This window comes from Intrasporangium sp. (assembly GCF_030452765.1).
GTDB lineage: Bacteria > Actinomycetota > Actinomycetes > Actinomycetales > Dermatophilaceae > Intrasporangium_A.
Genome location: NZ_JAKDLO010000091.1, coordinates 1 through 18,019 on the forward strand (window position 1 = coordinate 1; position 18,019 = coordinate 18,019).

The following is an 18,019-nucleotide window of genomic DNA, read 5'->3' on the forward strand; positions in this document are numbered from 1 at the left end:
TCCCGCGCTGGGAGGAAACCCACGAGGAGCGGGAGGCCCCGCTCCTACATCGCATCATGTCGCAGGTCATGTCGCACTCAGCTCGCAGGCCACGTCGCGGCGGTCACATCGCTCAGTCACGTCGCCTGTCATGTCGCGCACCCGCCGAGCCCTGAGCACGGGCACCGCTCACTCGTGTGACATGACCTGCGACATGACCGGGAGGACCGGACGAGGCCCCGGACCGGACGAGGCCCCGGGGCGAAGGTGAGACCAAGGCCGAAGGTGCGGCCAGAACCGGACGTGAGGTCGGACAGGGCGGTATCGCCTACGCTTCTGGTGTGTCACTCAGCTTCCGGTCCCGCATCGAGCACGCGTCCGTCCCCTGGGTCGAGCGGATGAACCGCATCCCCAAGCCCGGCGCCCTGCTGGTGCTGCTTGCCCTGCTCGCCGTGGGAGCCTTCGCCCCGCTCCCGTGGGGCGGCATCGCATTCCTGGTCATCGCGCTCTTCATCGGGTGGCTGATCTTCCTGACCTGGCAGCGGATCACCCTGCCCGAGAGACTCATGCGTTTCGCGGTGCTCGCACTGGTCGTAGCCGTCGCCATCATCAAGCTCGTGCCGAAGGGCTGACCGCTCGACCGGGCCGAAACGTCTGCTCGACCAGCACCTTCTGCTCGCTCGACAGCCACCATGTCGACCGGGCACAACGACAGGTCGGGCGGGCACCAACTACCGGCCGGACTACGATTTGACAATGATTCTCACTCTGAGAATGATTCTCGTGTGACACCTGCCCGCCTGGTCGCCGCCGCGCTCGCCGCAGCAGCGCTCGGCGTACTCGCCTCCTGCACGAGCAGCACCGCCGCGACCGAGGCGGGGGCCGGCGCCGAGTCGACCGGTGCGCAACCGCTGACCGTCACGACCTCCTTCTACCCGCTCGAGTTCGTTGTCCAGCAGGTCGCCGGCGAGCGCGCCCATGTGACCTCCCTGACCAGGCCGGGCGCCGAACCTCATGAGGTCGAGCTCAGTGCCCGGCAGGTCGTGGGCCTGCGCAAGGCAGACCTGTTCGTCTACGAGAGCGGGTTCCAGCCGGCCGTCGACGACGCCATGGACCTGCTCGAGCGCAAGCGCGTCCTCGACGTGACTCCGGTGGCCGACCTCACCCCAGCCGCCGACCTGACCCTCGGCAGCGGAACAGGCGAGAACACGCAGGGGGTCGGCGGCCATGCCCACGACCACGACCACGCCATGGACCCGCACTTCTGGCTCGACCCGGAACGCTACGCGACGGTGGCCGAGGCGATCGGCACCCGCCTGAGCCAACTCGACCCGGCCCACGAGGCCGACTATGCCGCAGGTACGAGGACGTTCGTCCACCGGCTCGACACGCTCGACAAGGAGTTCCGCGCCGGCCTGGCGCACTGCGCTCTCACCGACCTCGTCACCAGCCATGCCGCGTTCGGCTACCTCGCCCACCGCTACGGGCTGGTCCAGCACGGCATCACCGGCCTGAACCCCGAGGCGGAGCCGTCAGCCGGCGCCCTCGCCGACCTGGCCCACCTGGTCCGAACCGACGGCGTCACGACGATCTACCGGGAGACCCTCGTCGAGCCGCACTACGCGCAGGTCATCGCCGCGGAGACGGGTGCCCGCGTCGCCGTCCTCGACCCGGTCGAGGGCATCACGTCGACATCCGCGGGCAGCGACTACTTCGCCGTGATGCGAGCCAACCTCGCCACGCTCGAGCAGGGACAGGAGTGCTCATGAGCGCCGCGCCGCGTTCCGCGTCTCGGGCCGATCCGTCACCGGTGCCCGTGATCGAGCTGCGCGGGGCAGCCTTCGGCTACGGGGAGCACGCGGTCGTCACCGACGTCACCCTGCCGGTCCACCGAGGCGAGATCGTGGCCGTGCTCGGTCCGAACGGCTCCGGCAAGTCGACCCTCATGAAAGGCATCCTCGGTCTCAACGAGCACCTGGCCGGGACGGTCCGGCTCTTCGGTGAGCCCGCGGACGAGCTGCGCGACCGCGCGCGCGTCGGGTACGTGCCTCAGCGGCATACCCTCTCGTCGTCGATCCGCTCCACCGCGGAGGAGATCGTCGCGACCGGGCGGCTGCCCCGGCTGGGCTGGCTCGGCCGACCCAAGGCAACCGACCGCCAGGTCGTCGCGCGCGCGCTCGAGCTCGTCGGGCTGAGCGATCGCGCCGCGACGGAGGTGGCGACCCTCTCGGGCGGACAGCAGCGCCGCGTCCTGATCGCGCGCGCCCTCGCCGGCCAGCCCGACGTGCTCGTCATGGACGAGCCGACCGCCGGCGTCGACGTCGCGAGCCAGCACGTCCTGGCCGACGTCCTCGCCCGACTCGTCGCGCGCGGGGTCACCATGCTCATCGTCACCCACGAGCTCGGGGCGCTCGAGCGCCTGCTGACGCGCATCGTGGTCGTGGACGGCGGACGCGTGACCTTCGACGGCCCCCCGAGGCGGTTTGCCGCACGCCGCCGTGCCAGAGACCACGCCCACGACACCCACCGCCACGACAGCGAGCTCGCCGCGGGCGATACGGCTGCCGTCGTCCCGCACGGCCCGGCCGACCGGTCAGGGCAGGCCCATGCTTGAGATCCTGACGACCGACTTCATGCAGCGGGCCCTCATCGCGGCCCTCCTCGTCGGGCTGGTCGCGCCGATGGTCGGCATCTTCCTCGTGCAGCGCAGGCTGTCACTGATCGGCGACGGCATGGGCCACGTCGCGCTCGCCGGGGTCGCCATCGGCCTGGTGACCGGCCTCGAGCCGGTGCTCACCGCGCTCGCCGGGGCCGTGCTCGCGGCCGTGGCCATCGAGCTGCTCCGCGCGCGCGGGCGCACGAACGCAGACGTGGCTCTCGGGGTCATCTTCTACGGCGGCATCGCCGCCGGCGTCGTCATCATCAGCAAGGCCCCCGAGGGCACTCCGGCGAACCTCGTCAGCTACCTCTTCGGCTCGATCCTGACGACCCGGACCTCGGACGTGTGGGTCTTCCTCGTCCTGGCGCTCGTCATCATGGGGACGCTCTGGGTCCTCTGGCCACGCCTGTTCGCAGTCGCCAACGACGAGGAGTACGCCCGGGCGGTCGGGCTTCCCGTGCTGCCGCTCAACATCGTGCTGGCCGTGCTGACCGCGACGACGGTCGTCGTCGCGATGCGCGTCGTCGGTCTGCTGCTCATCAGCGCTCTCATGATCGTGCCCAACGCAGCCGGGCAGCTGCTCGCCCGCAGCTTCACGTCCGGCCTGCGCTGGGCCGTCGCCATCGGCCTCGTCTCGGCGGTCGGCGGTGTGTTCGTGTCCTACCCCCTCGACACGCCGTCGGGCGGGACCATCGTCGTGCTCGCGGTCCTCATCTACATCGTCACCGCCGTCTCCATGGCGGTCGTGGGCAGGCTCCGGCAGCGCCGCCACGAGGTCGCGGAGAGCCACGAGCACGAGCACGGCCCCGAATGCGGCCACGAGGCGATCCCGCACGGCGACCACGTCGACTATCTGCACGACGGACACCGACATGCCGCCCACCAGGGTCACTACGACGAACACGGCGCCGACGAGTACGGCGCCCTGTCTCGCGACGACGGCCCCACCGGTCAGGACGAGGAGGTGAGCACATGACGACGCGACGGCCCACGCGACGGCCCACCCGCCAGCAGCAGGCCGTGGCCGCCATGCTCGAGCAGACCGGGGCCTTCGCCTCGGCCCAGTCCGTCCATGCCCGGCTGAGAGAAGCAGGCGAGACAGTCGGGCTCGCGACCGTCTACCGGACGCTGCAGGCGCTGGCCGATGCCGGCGAGGTCGACGTGCTGCGCACCGACGACGGCGAGGCCGTCTACCGGGCGTGCGAGCCCGGCCACCACCACCACCTCGTCTGCCGCTCGTGCGGCCGGACCGTCGAGGTCGAGGGGCCAGCCGTGGAGACGTGGACCGACCGTGTCGCCGCCGAGCACGGCTTCACCGAGGTCACCCACACCCTGGAGATCTTCGGTACGTGCACCTCCTGCACCGGCACGCACTCGCGTTGAACGATCGCGTGTCGCGTCGTCACAGGTCGGCCCAGCAACCCGTCCGGCTCGCCGCCCGCGCTCAGCTCTGGGTCTGCAGGACCGGCGGGCTCGTCGCCACCCCGTACCACGCGAAGATCACGTAGAGAGCCGTCCCGAGCAACGCGCCGGCGAAGAACCGGCTGAGGCGCCAGGAGCCCTTTCCTCGGAAGAGGGCGAGACCGGCGGCGGTGCCACCGAGCGCGAGGATCGCGAGGACCGCGAGCGTCACGTCGAGCGCGAAGACCGCCATCGCTGCGACGCAACCCGCGATGACGAGCTTGACCCGCCCCGCGCGGCTGTGGGGAGTCCAGTATCGGATGGCCATGGCCGCCTCCTCGCTCGTGACACGGGCCTGATGGCTGGCGAAACGGCGTGGTGACCGGTTCAACCCTTCCTCCCCTTCGTACCCAGTATGCGCTCCCCAACTCTCCTCCGGCTGGGACGAGGTCAGCCGGCGGGCGCCGTCTCCGCTCCGCCGTCCGGCGCCGCGCCCGTCCCTGCGCTCGCCTCCGCGCTCGTCCCTGCGGTAGGACTGTCGACGGCACCGCCGTAACGGCGGTCGCGGGCGGCATACTCCTCGATCGCGGCCCAGAGGTCGAGCCGGTCGTAGTCGGGCCACAGCCGGTTCTGGAAGACCATCTCGGCGTAGGCGGACTGCCAGAGCAGGAAGTTGCTCGTGCGCTGCTCGCCGGAGGACCGGATGAACAGGTCGACGTCGGGCATGTCGGGCTCGTCGAGGTGGCGCTTGATGGTCCGCTCGTCGATGGAGCCGGGCCGCAGCCGCCCGGCCAGGACCTCCTCGCCGATGCGCCGGACCGCATCGGCGATCTCGGCCCGCCCGCCGTAGTTGACACAGAAGTAGAGCGTGAGCCCGGGATTGTGCCTGGTCTGCTCCTGGGCGACCTCGAGCTCCTTGATGACCGACCGCCAGAGCCGCGGGGCCCGACCGACCCACCGCATCCGCACGCCCCACTCGTGCAGCTCGTCGCGGCGCCGCCGGATGACGGCACGGTTGAAGCCCATCAGGAAGCGCACCTCGTCGGGCGAGCGCCGCCAGTTCTCGGTCGAGAAGGCATAGGCCGACAGGTGGGTCACGCCGACCTCGATCGCCCCCGCGACGACGTCGAGCAGGGACGCCTCGCCCGCCTCGTGCCCCTTGGTCCGCGGCAGACCTCGAGCATTGGCCCAACGGCCGTTGCCGTCCATGACGATCGCGACGTGCCGGGGCATGACCTGTCTGGGGATGACCGGCGGGCGAGCACCGCTCGGATGGGGGAAGGGCTGGATCATGGTCCTCCGGTCGATCCGGGCTCGCTCTCAGCGGCTGCCATCTGGTGGGCGTGTCACGAACACTACGGGTCAGCCTCGCTCGACGAGCCGCAGCGATCGGACACCACGCTCGAGGTGCCACTGGAGAAAGGCCGCGACGAGGCCGCTGCCCTGGCGCCGGTGGCGCGGATCACTCGCGTCGGCCGGCTCCCAGTCGCCGCAGAGCAGGGCCGCAAGCAGCTCCAAGGTCTCCGGAGCCGGCGCGCTCGAGCCCGGTGGGCGGCATACGGGACAGACCGCACCGCCGGACTGCACGTTGAACGCCCGGTGCGGCCCGGGTGCGCCGCACTTGGCGCAGTCCCGGAAGCTCGGGGCCCACCCCGCCACGGCGAGCGCGCGGACCAGGTAGGCGTCGAGGACCAGGCCCGGGTCGTGCGTGTGCTCGGCGAGCGAGCGCAGCGCACCGGTGAGCAGGAGGTACTGCTGCGTCTGCGGCTCGTGCTCCTCCGTCAGCTGCAGGGCCGTCTCGAGCATCGCCGTCGCGGCCGTGTAGCTCGTGTAGTCGCGGGCGATCGAACCGCCATACGGGGCAAGAGTCTCCGCCTGGGTCACGGTGTCGAGGCTGCGGCCCTCGTAGCACTGGACGTCGACGACCATCCCCGGCTCGAGGCGCGAGCCGAAGCGGGACTTCGTGCGGCGCACCCCCTTGGCGACCGCCCGCACCCGCCCCCGCCGGCGCGTCAGCATCGTGATGATGCGATCGGCCTCGCCCAGCTTGTGGGTGCGCAGCACGATGGCTTCGTCACGGTAGAGCGGCATGCCGCCATTGTCTCCCTCCGCGGCCGCCGGTCAGGTGCGCGCCTCGTCCGTGTCGCGACGCTCGGGTCAGAACAGGTGTTCGAGGGTTGGGGTAGGCTCGACAGCATGGATCTCGCGCTGCAGGGCTCCCTTCTCGATCTCGCCGACGAGATGACGCTGCGCGAGGTGCCGGTCGGCCTGCGGCGCACCCACCTGGGCCTGGGCGCCTGGGTCGACGTCCGGCCGGGCTGGCTCGCAGCGGGCGACGAGCTCTTCACGGCCTTGTTGCGCGACGTGCCGTGGCACGCCGAGCGCCGCCAGATGTACGACGCCGTCGTCACGGTGCCGCGGCTGACGAGGTTCTACGCAGCCGGCGAGCGGCTCCCCCACCCGATGCTCGACCAGGCCCGCGACGCCCTGAGCGCGCACTACCGCGACGAGCTCGGCGAGCCGTTCGTGACGGCGGGGCTCTGCCTCTACCGCGACGGGCGCGACAGCGTCGCGTGGCACGGCGACCGGGTCGGGCGCTCCAAGGACCTCGACACGATGATCGCCATCCTCTCCCTGGGGTCCGCGCGGACGCTCACGCTGCGTCCACGCGGCGGCGGCTCGATCCCCGGCACGCGCCACAAGAGCCTGCGCTTCCCGCTCGCCCACGGCGACCTCGTCGTGATGGGCGGCTCGTGCCAGCGCACGTGGGACCATGCTGTCCCGAAGACCTCGGAGCCGGTTGGCCCCCGCATCTCCGTGCAGTTCCGTGTGGCCGGAGTCCGATAGGAGGCGGTATGCCGCTCAGCTCGCGCCGTCACGAAGGCGCCCTCCCGTTCGTCGACCACTTGCGGCAGGAGTCGGCCCGGTTCCGGGCCGTGCTCGCCGAGGCGGACCCCGCGCTGCGGGTGCCGACCTGCCCCGACTGGCGCGTCGACGACCTGCTGTGGCACCTGGGCGAGGTGCAGTGGTTCTGGGGCGAGATCGCGCAGCGGCGGGCCACGTCGGACAGCGACGTGGAGCGTCTCGAGGCGGCCAAACATCCGCGGCCGGTGGATCGGTCGGGCCTGCTCGACCTCTTCGACCACTCCAGCGAGCGCCTGGCACGGGTGCTCGCAGCCACGCCGCCCGAGACCGAGCTGTGGATGTGGGCCGAGGACCACTCGGCGGCATACATCGCACGTCGGCAGGCGCACGAGGCGCTCATCCACCGCATCGACGCGGAGCTGACGGTCGGAGCCGAACGGGCGCCGGTCGACTGCCGGCTCGCGGCGGACGGGGTCGACGAGGCGCTGCGGGTCATGCGCGGTTACGAGCCGGAGCCGGGCTTGTCGGCCACCCCGACCGGTCCGCCGGTGACGATCGCGCTCGTCGACGGGTTCCACACGTGGACGGTGACGCCGGCGCGGGTGACCGGCACCGACTCCGACGGTGACACGTGGGACGTGCAGCGCCTGCTCGGCCAGGATGAGTCCGCCAGCGGGTCCGCCGCGGTCAGCGGCCGCGCGGCGGACCTCGACTGCTGGCTGTGGAACCGGCCCGCGGTCGGCGAGATCAGCAGGACCGGCGACCCGGCAGCACTGCAGGCGCTCGAGGCCGTCGTCGCCGGCTCGATCGACTGATCCTCCAAGGCATCGCCCCCATCCCCGAACGGACCGTTCGGGGGGGAACGGCTTGGCATACCCGCCCGGTCAGTCAGTAGCCGCCAGTTCGATAGATGTCCGCGTCGCGCGGACCCCTCCTCGAAGGTGGGGGGAGGTCGGGGGTGCGGCCGGGTTGTAGCATTCGCCGCGTGAGCGCGCTGCGGGCCCACGGCAGCACCACGCACGAGAGGGCGATGACGACCGGTGCGAAGGTCAGCAGGTAGCGCGACCGGCCCTGGAAGACGAGGACGAAGACGCCGATGCCGAGCGTCGACAGGGCCAGCAGGAGCACGTCCCGGCGGGGCGGTGCCAGCAGCAGCAGGCCCACGCCGGCGAGGATGACGACCGCCGCCCAGATGCCCTCGGCGATGCTCGCGCGGGTCTCGTAGTAGCGGCCGTGATAGCCGTTGACCTCCATGAGTACATCAGCGACGGCGGTCTTGGCATAGGGGCGCTGCCGGGAGTCACCGCCTTCCCCCCACGCGCCGAACATACCGTCGTTCCAGTTCCACAAGGCCTTGTCCGCGTAGAAGGCGAGCATGCCGGTCAGGCCGCGTTCGGCCCAGCGGGCCGCGATGAACTCCCGGGAGTATGCCGTCATCTCGGGCCGCGTGCGACCCCTGATGGCTTCGATCATGCTCCGGCTGTAGCCCCCGTAGGAGGTGTAGGTCCCGGCGTCAATCTCGATCATGCCGTTGGCGACCCACCACAGCAGCGGCGCGGACCGAGCAGTGTCGATGCGGCTCAGGTCGGCCCCGGTCTGGTGCCGAGAGGACTGGGTCGCCCCGGCGGCGACTCCCATGAAAGCGAGGACCGTCAGGGCCACGACCGCCGCCGTGCGCATCAGGCGTCCCTTCTCAGCCCTCCGCCCGGCGGGCAGGGCCTGCAGCGCGATGACCAGGACGGCCGCCACGACGAGCACGACCGGCGTCGTCTTGACGACGAATGCCACAGCACCGCAGGCGACGGCCCCCGCCCACGAGAGCCACCGCCGCCCGCCGCGCAGCGACCACGCGAGTGTCGCCAGTGCGATCGCCGCCATGACGAACGGCATCGCGAAGAGGTCGGTGTAGGGGACGGCCAGCCACGGGGACAGCCCGACCAGAACGATGACGAGCAGCGCCGCGAGCGCCGCCGCAACCGGCCCGGCGCACCGTCGCACGACAAGGTGGGCCAACCAGATCGTCACCGTGAGACCGACGGCGTTGCCGGCAATGAGCAGCGCATCCGGTGAGAGCCCGAGCCATCCTGCAGCGCGGGCAGCGGCCCGGTCGATCGCCAGCAGGGGCAGGTTGTTCGGGTACATCGACAGGTAGCGGTAGTTGCCCGGGGTCAGCGACATCCCCGCGTCGAGGCGCCTGGCGATGCCCATGACGACACCGGCGTCCCAGCCGTAGGGGTAGCGCATCACCTCTCCGACGACGGCGCCGACTCCCCCGCCCACCAACGCGAGGACAGGTCCGGCCCAGCGGGAGGCGAGCACCGCGCGCACCCCATGCGGGACGGGGACGAGGAGCGCGACGGCCACCGCGACGATGCACGTCGGCACGATGACCCACTGGTTCATGGGTGTGTAGAGCGGGCGCGGCACGATGACCATCGCCAGCCCGCCGACGAGCATGACGGCACCGATGGCCCGCAGTGTGGCGGTCGCAACCGTCGCTCTCACAGCGCGCATCGTCCCACAGCCGGCTCGGGGCGCCCTTCACCGATCGAGCGTGCACAAGTCCCGATCGAGCGTGCACAAGTCCCGATCGAGCGTTCACCAATCCCGATCGAGCGTTCACCAATCCCGATCGAGCGTTCACCAATCCCGATCGAGCGTTCACCAATCCCGATCGACAGTGCAGCCAGTCGACAGGTCAGACCCGGGCGACGACCCCGTCCCGCTCGGCCCGGTTGACCGCGGACACGATCGCCTTGAGCGAGGCGGTGACGATCGACGGGTCGACGCCAACCCCCCAGAGGACCCGCTCACCGACGGCGCACTCGACGTAGGCCGCGGCCAGCGAGTCGCCACCGGCGGACAGGGCGTGCTCGGCGTAGTCGAGGACGCGTACGTCGACCGGTGCCCCCTCGATCCGGGTGCCGGCATCGATGAACGCGGCGATCGGGCCGTTGCCGACGCCCTTGACGGTGACCTCGGAGCCGCCGTCGCGCAGGACCGCCTCGGTGGTCGTGTTGCCGTCGACCGGGGAGTCGACGGTGACGTTGAGCAGCTCGAACCGGCCCCACGGAGCCTCGGGGTTCGGCAGGTACTCGTCCTTGAACGTCGACCACAGCTCGGCAGGCGAGACCTCGCCGCCGTCCTGGTCGACACCGCGCTGCACGACGCCGGAGAACTCGATCTGGAGGCGGCGCGGCAGGTCGAGCTGGTGCTCGGCCTTCATGATGTACGCGACACCGCCCTTGCCGGACTGGCTGTTGACGCGGACCACCGCCTCATAGGTGCGGCCCACGTCGTGCGGGTCGATCGGCAGGTAGGGCACGCCCCAGACGATCTCGTCGATGCCCTTGCCGTTGTCGTGGGCCTCGCGTTCCATCGCCTCGAAGCCCTTCTTGATGGCGTCCTGGTGCGAGCCAGAGAACGCGGTGAAGACGAGGTCCCCGCCCCAGGGGTGCCGCTCCGCGACCGGCAGCTGGTTGCAGTGCTCGACGGTGCGGCGGATCTCGTCGATGTCGGACAGGTCGATCTGCGGGTCGATGCCCTGGCTGAACAGGTTCATCCCGAGCGTGACGAGGTCGACGTTCCCGGTCCGCTCGCCGTTGCCGAACAAGCACCCCTCGATGCGGTCGGCCCCGGCGAGGTAGCCGAGCTCCGCCGCGGCCACCCCCTCGCCCCGGTCGTTGTGCGGGTGCAGCGAGACGACGACCGAGTCGCGACGATCGAGGTGGCGCACCATCCACTCGATCGAGTCGGCGTACACGTTCGGCGTGATCATCTCGACGGTGGCCGGCAGGTTGACGATCATCTTGCGGTCGGGGCTCGGGTCGATGACGTCGATGACCTCGTTGCAGATCCGCACCGCGAAGTCGAGCTCCGTCCCGGTGTAGGACTCCGGCGAGTACTCGTAGTAGATGGCCGTGTCCGGGACGGTCTCCTCGAGCTTCCTGCAGAGCCGGGCCGCCTGGGCCGCGATGTCGATGATGCCGTCCTGGTCGAGCCCGAAGACGACGCGCCGCTGGAGCACGGATGTCGAGTTGTAGAAGTGGACGATGGCCTGCTTGGCCCCGCGGACGGCGTCATACGTCCGCTCGATGAGGTGGTCACGGCACTGCGTCAGCACCTGGATGGTCACGTCGTCCGGGATGAGGTCGCCCTCGATGAGCTCACGGACGAAGTCGTAGTCCGTCTGGCTCGCCGACGGGAAGCCGACCTCGATCTCTTTGTACCCCAGCCTCACGAGCATCTGGAACATCCGCAGCTTGCGCTCGGAGTTCATCGGGTCGATGAGGGCCTGGTTGCCGTCACGCAGGTCGACCGCGCACCATCTCGGCGCCTTCTCGATGCGTTTGTCGGGCCAAGTGCGGTCGGGCAGGTCGACGACGATCTGCTCGTGGAAGGGGGCGTACTTCTGGAAGGGCATCCCGCTCGGCTGCTGGGGGTGGATCATCGCTCTACTCTCTCGTCGCTGGGTGGTGTCCGGCCGGACACGACAAACTCCGCGACGAGGAAGGCCGGAGAGTCAGGCCTCGCCGCGGCAGCGAAGGAGGAGCTGCGCCGAACGCATGTCAGCAAAGGTATGACGCGCAGCGGGTCGCGTCCACTACCCGCGGCCGGGTGCCCGGATCCTGAGACGCACGCGTCACCCTGCCGACGTTCAGGAGACTCCCAGCCCGGTCGGCTTGGCTGCCGGGTAATGGCCCACGCCGGCGGGAGCCGGACGTGAGCGCGTGAACGGCAAGTGCTGGAGGCGTGCTGATGAACAGAAGGATGTGGCCGGCGGCGGCGAGCGCGCTGGCGGTGGTGGCGCTCCTGGGCGGATGCGGACTCGGTTTCGGCGACGAGATGATCGGCGGCCAGGCCACCACGGTCGGGGCGGGACCCGCCGTTCCCGAGCCACCCACCCGCACCGACCAGGGGCACGAGGTGGGACCGACCGGCGCGAGCGGTGCCGGCGGGACGGCGAGCCAGACCGCACCGGCGTCCGGCTCCCGGGTGGCGGGCGTCACCGAGGTCCGGGACGGGGCCTGGGACGTCGGTGACGCCGGCCAGGTGAAGTTCCTCGTCAAGGACGGGCAGCTCGAGCTCATGTCCGTGACCCCGGCTGGGGGCTGGCAGCAGACGCCCCCGGTCAAGCAGCCCGACGACCTCGAGGTCCGGTTCACCCAGGCGCCCACCACGTGGAGCTTCCAGGTCCGGCTGCGGGACGGGTCCATGACGATCTCGAAGGAGAAGTCGATCGCTCGGGCGGGTGACGGCTCCTACCCGGTCGGCGCCGCCGGTTCGGTCTCGTTCACCACCTCCGGCTCTGGGCTGAAGCTCGGCGACGTGGTGACCGAGAACGGTTGGACGGCGACGACACAGCCGACCCCGCCGAGCTCGATCTCGGTGTCCTTCGGCGACGGGGCCAAGGCCGCGAGCTTCACCGCGACCCAAGCGCAGGGGGCCGTCACGGTGAGCACCCGGTCCGAGCTGTCGGGACCCGTCCCCACCTCGTGACGGTGGCGCCCGCGAGCGTCAGAAGCCGAGGCGCTGCAGCTGCTTCGGGTCGCGCTGCCAGTCCTTGGCGACCTTGACGTGCAGGTCGAGGAACACCCGCTGCCCTAGCAGAGCCTCGATCCCACGCCGCGCGTTCGTACCGACCTCGCGCAGTCGCGACCCTCGCCGCCCGATGACGATGGCCTTCTGGCTGGGCCGCTCGACGTAGACGTCCACACGAACGTCGAGCAGCGGGTTGTCGGCCGGCCGGCCGGCCCGCTGGACCATCTCCTCGACGACGACGGCAAGGGAGTGCGGCAGCTCGTCACGAACCCCCTCGAGCGCGGCCTCTCGAACGAGCTCGGCGATCATGACCGCCTCGGGCTCGTCGGTCAGCACGCCCTCGGGGTAGAGCTGCGGGGAGGCCGGCAGGAAGGACGAGAGGACCTGGCGGACCTCGTCCACCTGCTCTCCCGACACTGCGGAGACCGGCACGATGGCGTCCCAGTCGCCGAGCCGGTCGACGGCGATGAGGTGCTCGGCGAGGCGGCCCCTGCCGACCAGGTCGGTCTTCGTGGCGAGGGCCACGACCGGTCGGCGGCGCACGGTGCGCAGCTCGGCGAGGTCCTTGGCGATGAAGGTGTCACCGGGTCCGACGCGCTGGTCGGCGGGCAGGCAGAAGCCGATCACGTCGACCTGCAGGAGGGTCTCGCGGACGAGGTCGTTGAGCCGCTCGCCGAGCAGGGTGCGTGGTTTGTGCAGTCCGGGGGTATCGACCAGGATCAGCTGGGCGCGCTCGGTCGTCGCGACACCCCGGATCGTGTGCCGCGTGGTCTGCGGCCTCGACGAGGTGATCGCGACCTTCTGCCCGACGAGCGCGTTGGTCAGGGTCGACTTTCCCGCGTTGGGACGCCCGACGAGACAGGCGAATCCCGCCCGGTAGCCAGAGGGTGCGGCGGCCCCCGTGACCCCCGGGGCTGCTCCGTCGGAGGCCCTTTCTTCAGGCTCGCTGCCCTCAGTGACCATGGGCTTCCTCCTTGTCGGCGAGCAGATCCGGGCCTGCCTCGGGCTCGGCACGCCGCACGATCACCGTGGCAACTCGGTGTCGGCGGCCGGCCATCCGCTCGGCGGTGAGGACGAGCCCGCCGACGGTGCCACTCGAGCCGGCGATGGGCACGCGGCCGATGGCCTTGGTGAGCAGCCCCCCGACCGTGTCGACGTCCTCATCCTCGATGTGGACGTCGAAGAGCTCGGCGAGGTCGTCGATGTCCATCGATGCGGGCACCCGCACGGCACCGTCCTCGAGCCGCTCCGCCCCGGGTGCCTCACGGTCGTGCTCGTCGGCGATCTCCCCGACGATCTCCTCGATGATGTCCTCGATCGTGACGAGACCCGCGGTGCCGCCATACTCGTCGACGACGATGGCGAAGTGGCTCTGCTCCTGCTGCATCTCGCGGAGCAGGTCGTCGACGGGCTTGCTCTCCGGGACGAAGTGCATCGGGCGCATCACGTCGGTAGCCGGTTGCTTCGCATCCTCGGGAGCCGCAGTGAGGCGTCGGGCCACATCCTTGAAGTACAGCAGCCCCCGTATGTCGTCCGAGTCCTCACCCACGACCGGGATCCGCGAGAAACCGCTGCGCAGGAAGAGCGACATCGCGCTGCGCAGGGTCTTCGTGTGCTCGATCGTGACCATGTCGGTGCGTGGCACCATGACAGCGCGGGCCACGGTGTCGCCGAGCTCGAAGACCGAGTGGATCATCTCCCGCTCCTCGTCCTCGAGGACGTCGGTGTCCCCGGCCCGGTCGAGCAGGTCGCGCAGCTCCGCCTCGGTCTGGAAGGGCCCGTCGGCGTAGCCGCGACCGGGGGTCACGGCGTTGCCGAATGCGATGAACCCCTTGGCCACCGGGCCGAGCACACTGCGTAGGACCACGGCGACAGGCGCTGCCCAGAGGGCGACCGTGTCGTAGTGCTGCCGGCCGAGGGTGCGCGGCGAGACCCCGACGACGACGAAGGAGACGACCGCCATGATGGCGATCGCGACGAGCCCGGCACGCCAGATGTCCTCGAGCCAGGTGGCCACGGCAAGGGTGGCGAGCACGGCGGCGGTCGCCTCCGCGACGACCCGAAGGAACGTGATGACCGCGAGGTAGACCGAGGCGTCCGCGACGATCGTGACGAGTGCCTTCGACCCGAACCGACCCTCGTCGTACAGCTCCTGTGCCCGGACCCGGGACATCCTGATGAGGGCCGCCTCGGCGGCCGACAGACCGAAGGCGACCACGACGCTGACAACGGCCGGGATGACGAGTGCGGGCAGCATCACGGGCGGGTCAGATGGTCGGTCGGTTGCGGGTGGCGAGGAAGGTGAGCAGCAGCTGGCGCTGCAGCTCGAACATCTCGCGCTCCTCGTTGGGCTCTGCGTGGTCGTAGCCGAGCAGGTGCAGGATGCCGTGCGTCGTCAGCAGGAGCAGCTCCTCGATCGGCGCATGCCCGGCCTCGCCTGCCTGGCGCACGGCGACGGTCGGGCAGAGGACGACGTCACCGAGGTTGCCCTCGACCGCATCCTCACCGTCCGCACCGGGGCGCAGCTCGTCCATCGGGAAGCTCATCACATCGGTGGGACCCGGCAGATCCATCCACTGCATGTGAAGGGTCTCCATCGCGGCTTCGTCGACGAGGGTGATGCACAGGTCGGCCCCGGGGTGCACCCGCATCTGGGCCAGGACGTAGTGGGCACAGTCGAGCAGCTCGAGCTCGTCGACCTCGACGTCGGTCTCGTTGAGGACGTCGACGCTCATCGGTGCCCCCCCGGCTCGGTGTGCTTGCGTCGTCGGCGGACCCGTGCGTCGTTGCGAGCGTAGGCGTCGACGATCTCGCTCACCAGGCGGTGCCGGACGACGTCGACCGACGTCAGCTCGGTGAAGTGGACGTCCTCTACGCCCTCGAGGATGCGGCGCACCTCGTTGAGCCCGGACCGGGTGCCGCCCGGCAGGTCGATCTGGGTCACGTCGCCGGTGACGACCATCTTGGAGCCGAAGCCGAGGCGAGTGAGGAACATCTTCATCTGCTCGCCGGAGGTGTTCTGAGCCTCGTCGAGGATGATGAACGCGTCGTTGAGCGTGCGGCCACGCATGTAGGCCAGCGGTGCGACCTCGATCGTGCCCGATGCCATGAGTCGTGGGATCGTCTCGGGGGCGATCATGTCGTGCAGGGCGTCGTAGAGGGGTCGCAGGTAGGGGTCGATCTTGTCGTTGAGGGTGCCCGGCAGGAAGCCGAGCCGCTCGCCGGCCTCGACCGCCGGCCGGGTCAGGATGATCCGGTTCACCTGCTTGGCCTGCAAGGCGGCGACCGCCTTGGCCATGGCGAGGTAGGTCTTGCCCGTGCCGGCCGGACCGATGCTGAACACGATGGTGTGCTCGTCGATGGCGTCGACGTAGCGCTTCTGCCCGAGGGTCTTGGGCCGGATGGTGCGGCCGCGGTTGCTGACGATGTTCATCGTCAGCACGTCGGCGGGCCGCTCCTTGGTCTGGCTGCGCAGCATCGCGATGGAGCGCTCGACGGCGTCACGGTTGAGCGGCTGCCCCGTGGTGATGATCGCCAGGAGCTCGTCGAGCAGTTCGTCGATGAGGTCCAGCTCTCCCGCCGGCCCGGAGAAGGTCATCGCGTTGCCGCGGACATGCGTGTCGACTCTCGGGAACGCCCGCTCGAGGGTGCGGAGGAACTCGTCGCGTGGCCCGAGCAGCGTGACCATCTCGATCGGCGGCGGGATCTCTCGAGTGAGAACGGGCTCGGCCTGCGGGTCGGAGCTCACGGAATCGGCGTCGTTCATTTGGCCCCAGTCTACGTGGGCCCCTGACCGTGAGACGCCTCACAGCTCTCAGGTCAACGCGCCGGTCCCGCTGTGCGTCTCCACATCGTGAGAGCGTTGGGCATGCCTACCCGAGCGCGACCGTCGAGCGTCTCCGACGACGCCATCGCGGAGCTGTATGCCGCTCACTGGACCCGCCTCGTCCGGCTGGCGTGGTTGTTGGTCAGGGACCAGTCCGTGGCCGAGGACGCCGTCCAGGACGCGTTCGTCGCGACCCACCGCAAGTGGGACTCGATCCGCGACTCGGGTCGGGTCGTGGCCTACCTGCAGACCGCGGTCGTCAACCGGTGCCGTTCGCTGCAGCGCCACGCAGTGGTGGTCGACCGACAGAACCGGGCCGACGCCGGCGGGGCCGATGCACCCGGCCGGGCCAGCCATGACAGCGCCGAGGCCGGCGCGCTGGCCGCCGCGGACCGGCACACGATGCTCGAGGCCCTCGAGCGGCTGCCGCAACGCCAGCGTGAGGTCCTCGTTCTGCGCTACTACGAAGACCTCTCGGAGGCCCAGATCGCCCACACCCTCGACATCTCCCCCGGCTCGGTCAAGGCCCACGCCCACCGAGCCCTCACCACCCTGCGCGCCACGATGGAGCAGCCATGAGCAACGACGACCCTAACCCGGGCGAGCGGCCCGAGGACGAGCCCATCGTCATCGGCGCCGGCCTGCGCCACATCGAGGAGTCCGTGCGGGCTGAGCTGCACCGGGAGGCCGACCGCATCCAACCGCACGACCGGCTCGACGCGATCCTCGCCGAGGCGCATCGCGCCGAGTCGCACCTGGCCGGCTCAGACCCGGTCGGGTCGGGGCGACACCGCTGGCTGCTGCCTGTCGCTGCCGCCGCGCTGGCCGGCATCGCGGCGCTCGGCGTGTGGATCGCGAAACAGGCCCCCACACCCCCGCCTCCGGCCGCGACGCAGACGACGGCCACGCAGACGGCGACGACGACGACCGAGGGGACGCCGACCTCGGCACAGCCCACCTCCAGCGCCGCGACGTCCGCTCCGGTCGTGACCACTCGGGCGACCGTGCCGGTCTACTACGTCGGCTCACGCACCGGTGGCGGCACCGGCTCGACCGCCCTCGTGCTCTTCCGTGAGTTCACTCCGGCCGACGTCGCCGCCCCCGGCGATGCGGCCTCGAAGGCGAAGGCGGCCCTCGAAAGGGCGGTCGGTGCGGGTCCGGCCGATGCGTCCTACCAGCCGATGTGGGAGGGCGTCCGGGTCGAGGGCGTCTCCGAGGCATCCGGTGAGATCCGGGTGACCCTGTCGACCGGCGCGCGGGGTCTCAGCGAGAGCGAGGCGCGCATCGCCGTCCAGCAGCTCGTCTGGACTGCCACGGCTGCGGTCGGCAAGGGCAACCTGCCGGTCCGCTTCGCGTTGGCCGACGGATCGACGACCCTGGCCGGTGACCTGACGACCGGCCAGACCTACACCCGCCCGACGGGTCAGATGGCCGTCTACGAGGTCCTGTCCCCGATCTGGATCGACGAGCCGAGCCGCGACGCGACGCTCAAGACCGGCAGGGTCACCGTGTCGGGCATCGCGAGCACGTTCGAGGCCAACGTCCAGTGGAAGATCGTGCTGGGTGGCCAGGAGGTGGCATCGGGACACACGACGGCGAAGGAGGCCGGCCCCGCTCGAGCCGCCTACTCGTTCACGACCGACCCCTTGCCTGCGGGTGACTACGTCGTCCAGGTCTTCGAGACGAGCCCGAAGGACGGCTCCGTCTCGGCCATGGCCACGATGCCCTTCACCCTCAAGTAGCCCCCT

General features: G+C 70.6%; 18 protein-coding genes and 1 pseudogene. 10 read left to right on the forward strand and 9 right to left on the reverse strand.

Going from position 1 to position 18,019, the window contains the following annotated elements:
* Positions 1 to 287 precede the first annotated feature (287 nt).
* The 5 genes and pseudogenes from L0H79_RS12555 to L0H79_RS12575 form a co-directional block, all read left to right on the forward strand.
* Positions 288 to 611, forward strand: a pseudogene (locus tag L0H79_RS12555) (DUF6703 family protein); the annotation flags it as partial.
* Between the two features lie 153 nt (positions 612 to 764).
* Positions 765 to 1,748, forward strand: a complete 984-nt coding sequence (locus L0H79_RS12560; protein WP_301484956.1) for a metal ABC transporter substrate-binding protein — start codon at positions 765 to 767, stop codon at positions 1,746 to 1,748.
* On the forward strand, positions 1,745 to 2,593 hold the full coding sequence (locus L0H79_RS12565) for a metal ABC transporter ATP-binding protein (RefSeq protein ID WP_301484957.1): 849 nt from the start codon (positions 1,745 to 1,747) through the stop codon (positions 2,591 to 2,593). The genes L0H79_RS12560 and L0H79_RS12565 overlap by 4 nt, the downstream gene beginning before the upstream one ends.
* Positions 2,586 to 3,614, forward strand: a complete 1,029-nt coding sequence (locus L0H79_RS12570) for a metal ABC transporter permease (RefSeq protein ID WP_301484958.1) — start codon at positions 2,586 to 2,588, stop codon at positions 3,612 to 3,614. The genes L0H79_RS12565 and L0H79_RS12570 overlap by 8 nt, the downstream gene beginning before the upstream one ends.
* Positions 3,611 to 4,021, forward strand: coding sequence for a Fur family transcriptional regulator (locus L0H79_RS12575; RefSeq protein WP_301484959.1), 411 nt, complete (start codon positions 3,611 to 3,613; stop codon positions 4,019 to 4,021). Before L0H79_RS12570 ends, L0H79_RS12575 begins: the two co-directional genes overlap by 4 nt.
* A gap of 61 nt (positions 4,022 to 4,082) precedes the next feature.
* On the opposite strand, the gene L0H79_RS12580 is transcribed toward L0H79_RS12575, so the two are convergent.
* The 3 genes from L0H79_RS12580 to recO all read right to left on the reverse strand — a co-directional run bounded on the left by L0H79_RS12580 (position 4,083) and on the right by recO (position 6,130).
* On the reverse strand, positions 4,083 to 4,367 hold the full coding sequence (locus L0H79_RS12580; RefSeq protein WP_301484960.1) for a hypothetical protein: 285 nt from the start codon (positions 4,365 to 4,367) through the stop codon (positions 4,083 to 4,085).
* Between the two features lie 122 nt (positions 4,368 to 4,489).
* Positions 4,490 to 5,332: an isoprenyl transferase gene (locus L0H79_RS12585; RefSeq protein ID WP_301484961.1), complete on the reverse strand. Its 843-nt coding sequence runs from the start codon at positions 5,330 to 5,332 to the stop codon at positions 4,490 to 4,492.
* A 69-nt stretch (positions 5,333 to 5,401) separates the two neighbouring features.
* Positions 5,402 to 6,130 carry a DNA repair protein RecO gene (gene recO / locus L0H79_RS12590; RefSeq protein ID WP_301484962.1) on the reverse strand — a complete coding sequence of 243 codons (729 nt, stop codon included), beginning with the start codon at positions 6,128 to 6,130 and terminating at the stop codon, positions 5,402 to 5,404.
* Positions 6,131 to 6,235: 105 nt separating this feature from the next.
* Here recO and L0H79_RS12595 point away from each other — a divergent pair, with 105 nt between their 5' ends.
* Both L0H79_RS12595 and L0H79_RS12600 read left to right on the forward strand, forming a co-directional pair.
* Complete coding sequence (locus tag L0H79_RS12595; protein ID WP_301484963.1) at positions 6,236 to 6,886, forward strand: alpha-ketoglutarate-dependent dioxygenase AlkB; 651 nt, start codon at positions 6,236 to 6,238, stop codon at positions 6,884 to 6,886.
* 8 nt (positions 6,887 to 6,894) lie between these two features.
* Positions 6,895 to 7,719, forward strand: coding sequence for a maleylpyruvate isomerase family mycothiol-dependent enzyme (locus tag L0H79_RS12600; protein WP_301484964.1), 825 nt, complete (start codon positions 6,895 to 6,897; stop codon positions 7,717 to 7,719).
* A gap of 73 nt (positions 7,720 to 7,792) precedes the next feature.
* Here the strand turns inward: L0H79_RS12600 and L0H79_RS12605 are convergent, their stop codons facing one another.
* Both L0H79_RS12605 and leuA read right to left on the reverse strand, forming a co-directional pair.
* Positions 7,793 to 9,409: a glycosyltransferase family 39 protein gene (locus L0H79_RS12605; RefSeq protein ID WP_301484965.1), complete on the reverse strand. Its 1,617-nt coding sequence runs from the start codon at positions 9,407 to 9,409 to the stop codon at positions 7,793 to 7,795.
* A gap of 193 nt (positions 9,410 to 9,602) precedes the next feature.
* A complete protein-coding gene (gene leuA / locus L0H79_RS12610; protein ID WP_301484966.1) occupies positions 9,603 to 11,354 on the reverse strand; it encodes a 2-isopropylmalate synthase in 1,752 nt (583 codons plus the stop codon).
* 308 nt (positions 11,355 to 11,662) lie between these two features.
* Here leuA and L0H79_RS12615 point away from each other — a divergent pair, with 308 nt between their 5' ends.
* Positions 11,663 to 12,403, forward strand: coding sequence for a hypothetical protein (locus L0H79_RS12615; RefSeq protein ID WP_301484967.1), 741 nt, complete (start codon positions 11,663 to 11,665; stop codon positions 12,401 to 12,403).
* 18 nt (positions 12,404 to 12,421) lie between these two features.
* Here L0H79_RS12615 and era read toward each other — a convergent pair whose 3' ends face one another.
* From era to L0H79_RS12635, 4 genes are read right to left on the reverse strand one after another with little or no spacing between them, the layout of a single operon-like run.
* Positions 12,422 to 13,408 (reverse strand): GTPase Era, encoded by a 987-nt coding sequence (gene era / locus L0H79_RS12620; protein ID WP_301484968.1) that lies wholly within the window; start codon positions 13,406 to 13,408, stop codon positions 12,422 to 12,424.
* Positions 13,398 to 14,702: a hemolysin family protein gene (locus L0H79_RS12625; RefSeq protein ID WP_301484975.1), complete on the reverse strand. Its 1,305-nt coding sequence runs from the start codon at positions 14,700 to 14,702 to the stop codon at positions 13,398 to 13,400. The genes era and L0H79_RS12625 overlap by 11 nt, the downstream gene beginning before the upstream one ends.
* A 10-nt stretch (positions 14,703 to 14,712) precedes the next feature.
* Complete coding sequence (gene ybeY, locus L0H79_RS12630; RefSeq protein WP_301484970.1) at positions 14,713 to 15,180, reverse strand: rRNA maturation RNase YbeY; 468 nt, start codon at positions 15,178 to 15,180, stop codon at positions 14,713 to 14,715.
* Entirely contained in the window at positions 15,177 to 16,211 is a 1,035-nt protein-coding gene (locus L0H79_RS12635; protein ID WP_301484971.1) for a PhoH family protein, read from the reverse strand. Before L0H79_RS12635 ends, ybeY begins: the two co-directional genes overlap by 4 nt.
* Positions 16,212 to 16,313: 102 nt before the next feature.
* On the opposite strand from L0H79_RS12635, the gene L0H79_RS12640 reads away from it, so the two are divergent.
* Positions 16,314 to 16,850 carry a SigE family RNA polymerase sigma factor gene (locus tag L0H79_RS12640; RefSeq protein ID WP_301484972.1) on the forward strand — a complete coding sequence of 179 codons (537 nt, stop codon included), beginning with the start codon at positions 16,314 to 16,316 and terminating at the stop codon, positions 16,848 to 16,850.
* Positions 16,847 to 18,013, forward strand: coding sequence for a Gmad2 immunoglobulin-like domain-containing protein (locus L0H79_RS12645; protein WP_301484974.1), 1,167 nt, complete (start codon positions 16,847 to 16,849; stop codon positions 18,011 to 18,013). The genes L0H79_RS12640 and L0H79_RS12645 overlap by 4 nt, the downstream gene beginning before the upstream one ends.
* The last annotated feature ends 6 nt before the right edge of the window (positions 18,014 to 18,019 follow it).

Coding starts and splice junctions, on each gene's coding strand:
- L0H79_RS12565 (WP_301484957.1), top strand. CDS start 1,745: ATGAGCGCCGCGCCGCGTTCCGCGTCTCGGGCCGATCCGTCACCGGTG.
- L0H79_RS12570 (WP_301484958.1), top strand. CDS start 2,586: ATGCTTGAGATCCTGACGACCGACTTCATGCAGCGGGCCCTCATCGCG.
- L0H79_RS12575 (WP_301484959.1), top strand. CDS start 3,611: ATGACGACGCGACGGCCCACGCGACGGCCCACCCGCCAGCAGCAGGCC.
- L0H79_RS12580 (WP_301484960.1), bottom strand. CDS start 4,367: ATGGCCATCCGATACTGGACTCCCCACAGCCGCGCGGGGCGGGTCAAG.
- L0H79_RS12585 (WP_301484961.1), bottom strand. CDS start 5,332: ATGATCCAGCCCTTCCCCCATCCGAGCGGTGCTCGCCCGCCGGTCATC.
- recO (WP_301484962.1), bottom strand. CDS start 6,130: ATGCCGCTCTACCGTGACGAAGCCATCGTGCTGCGCACCCACAAGCTG.
- L0H79_RS12595 (WP_301484963.1), top strand. CDS start 6,236: ATGGATCTCGCGCTGCAGGGCTCCCTTCTCGATCTCGCCGACGAGATG.
- L0H79_RS12600 (WP_301484964.1), top strand. CDS start 6,895: ATGCCGCTCAGCTCGCGCCGTCACGAAGGCGCCCTCCCGTTCGTCGAC.
- leuA (WP_301484966.1), bottom strand. CDS start 11,354: ATGATCCACCCCCAGCAGCCGAGCGGGATGCCCTTCCAGAAGTACGCC.
- L0H79_RS12615 (WP_301484967.1), top strand. CDS start 11,663: ATGAACAGAAGGATGTGGCCGGCGGCGGCGAGCGCGCTGGCGGTGGTG.
- era (WP_301484968.1), bottom strand. CDS start 13,408: ATGGTCACTGAGGGCAGCGAGCCTGAAGAAAGGGCCTCCGACGGAGCA.
- L0H79_RS12625 (WP_301484975.1), bottom strand. CDS start 14,702: ATGCTGCCCGCACTCGTCATCCCGGCCGTTGTCAGCGTCGTGGTCGCC.
- ybeY (WP_301484970.1), bottom strand. CDS start 15,180: ATGAGCGTCGACGTCCTCAACGAGACCGACGTCGAGGTCGACGAGCTC.
- L0H79_RS12635 (WP_301484971.1), bottom strand. CDS start 16,211: ATGAACGACGCCGATTCCGTGAGCTCCGACCCGCAGGCCGAGCCCGTT.
- L0H79_RS12640 (WP_301484972.1), top strand. CDS start 16,314: ATGCCTACCCGAGCGCGACCGTCGAGCGTCTCCGACGACGCCATCGCG.
- L0H79_RS12645 (WP_301484974.1), top strand. CDS start 16,847: ATGAGCAACGACGACCCTAACCCGGGCGAGCGGCCCGAGGACGAGCCC.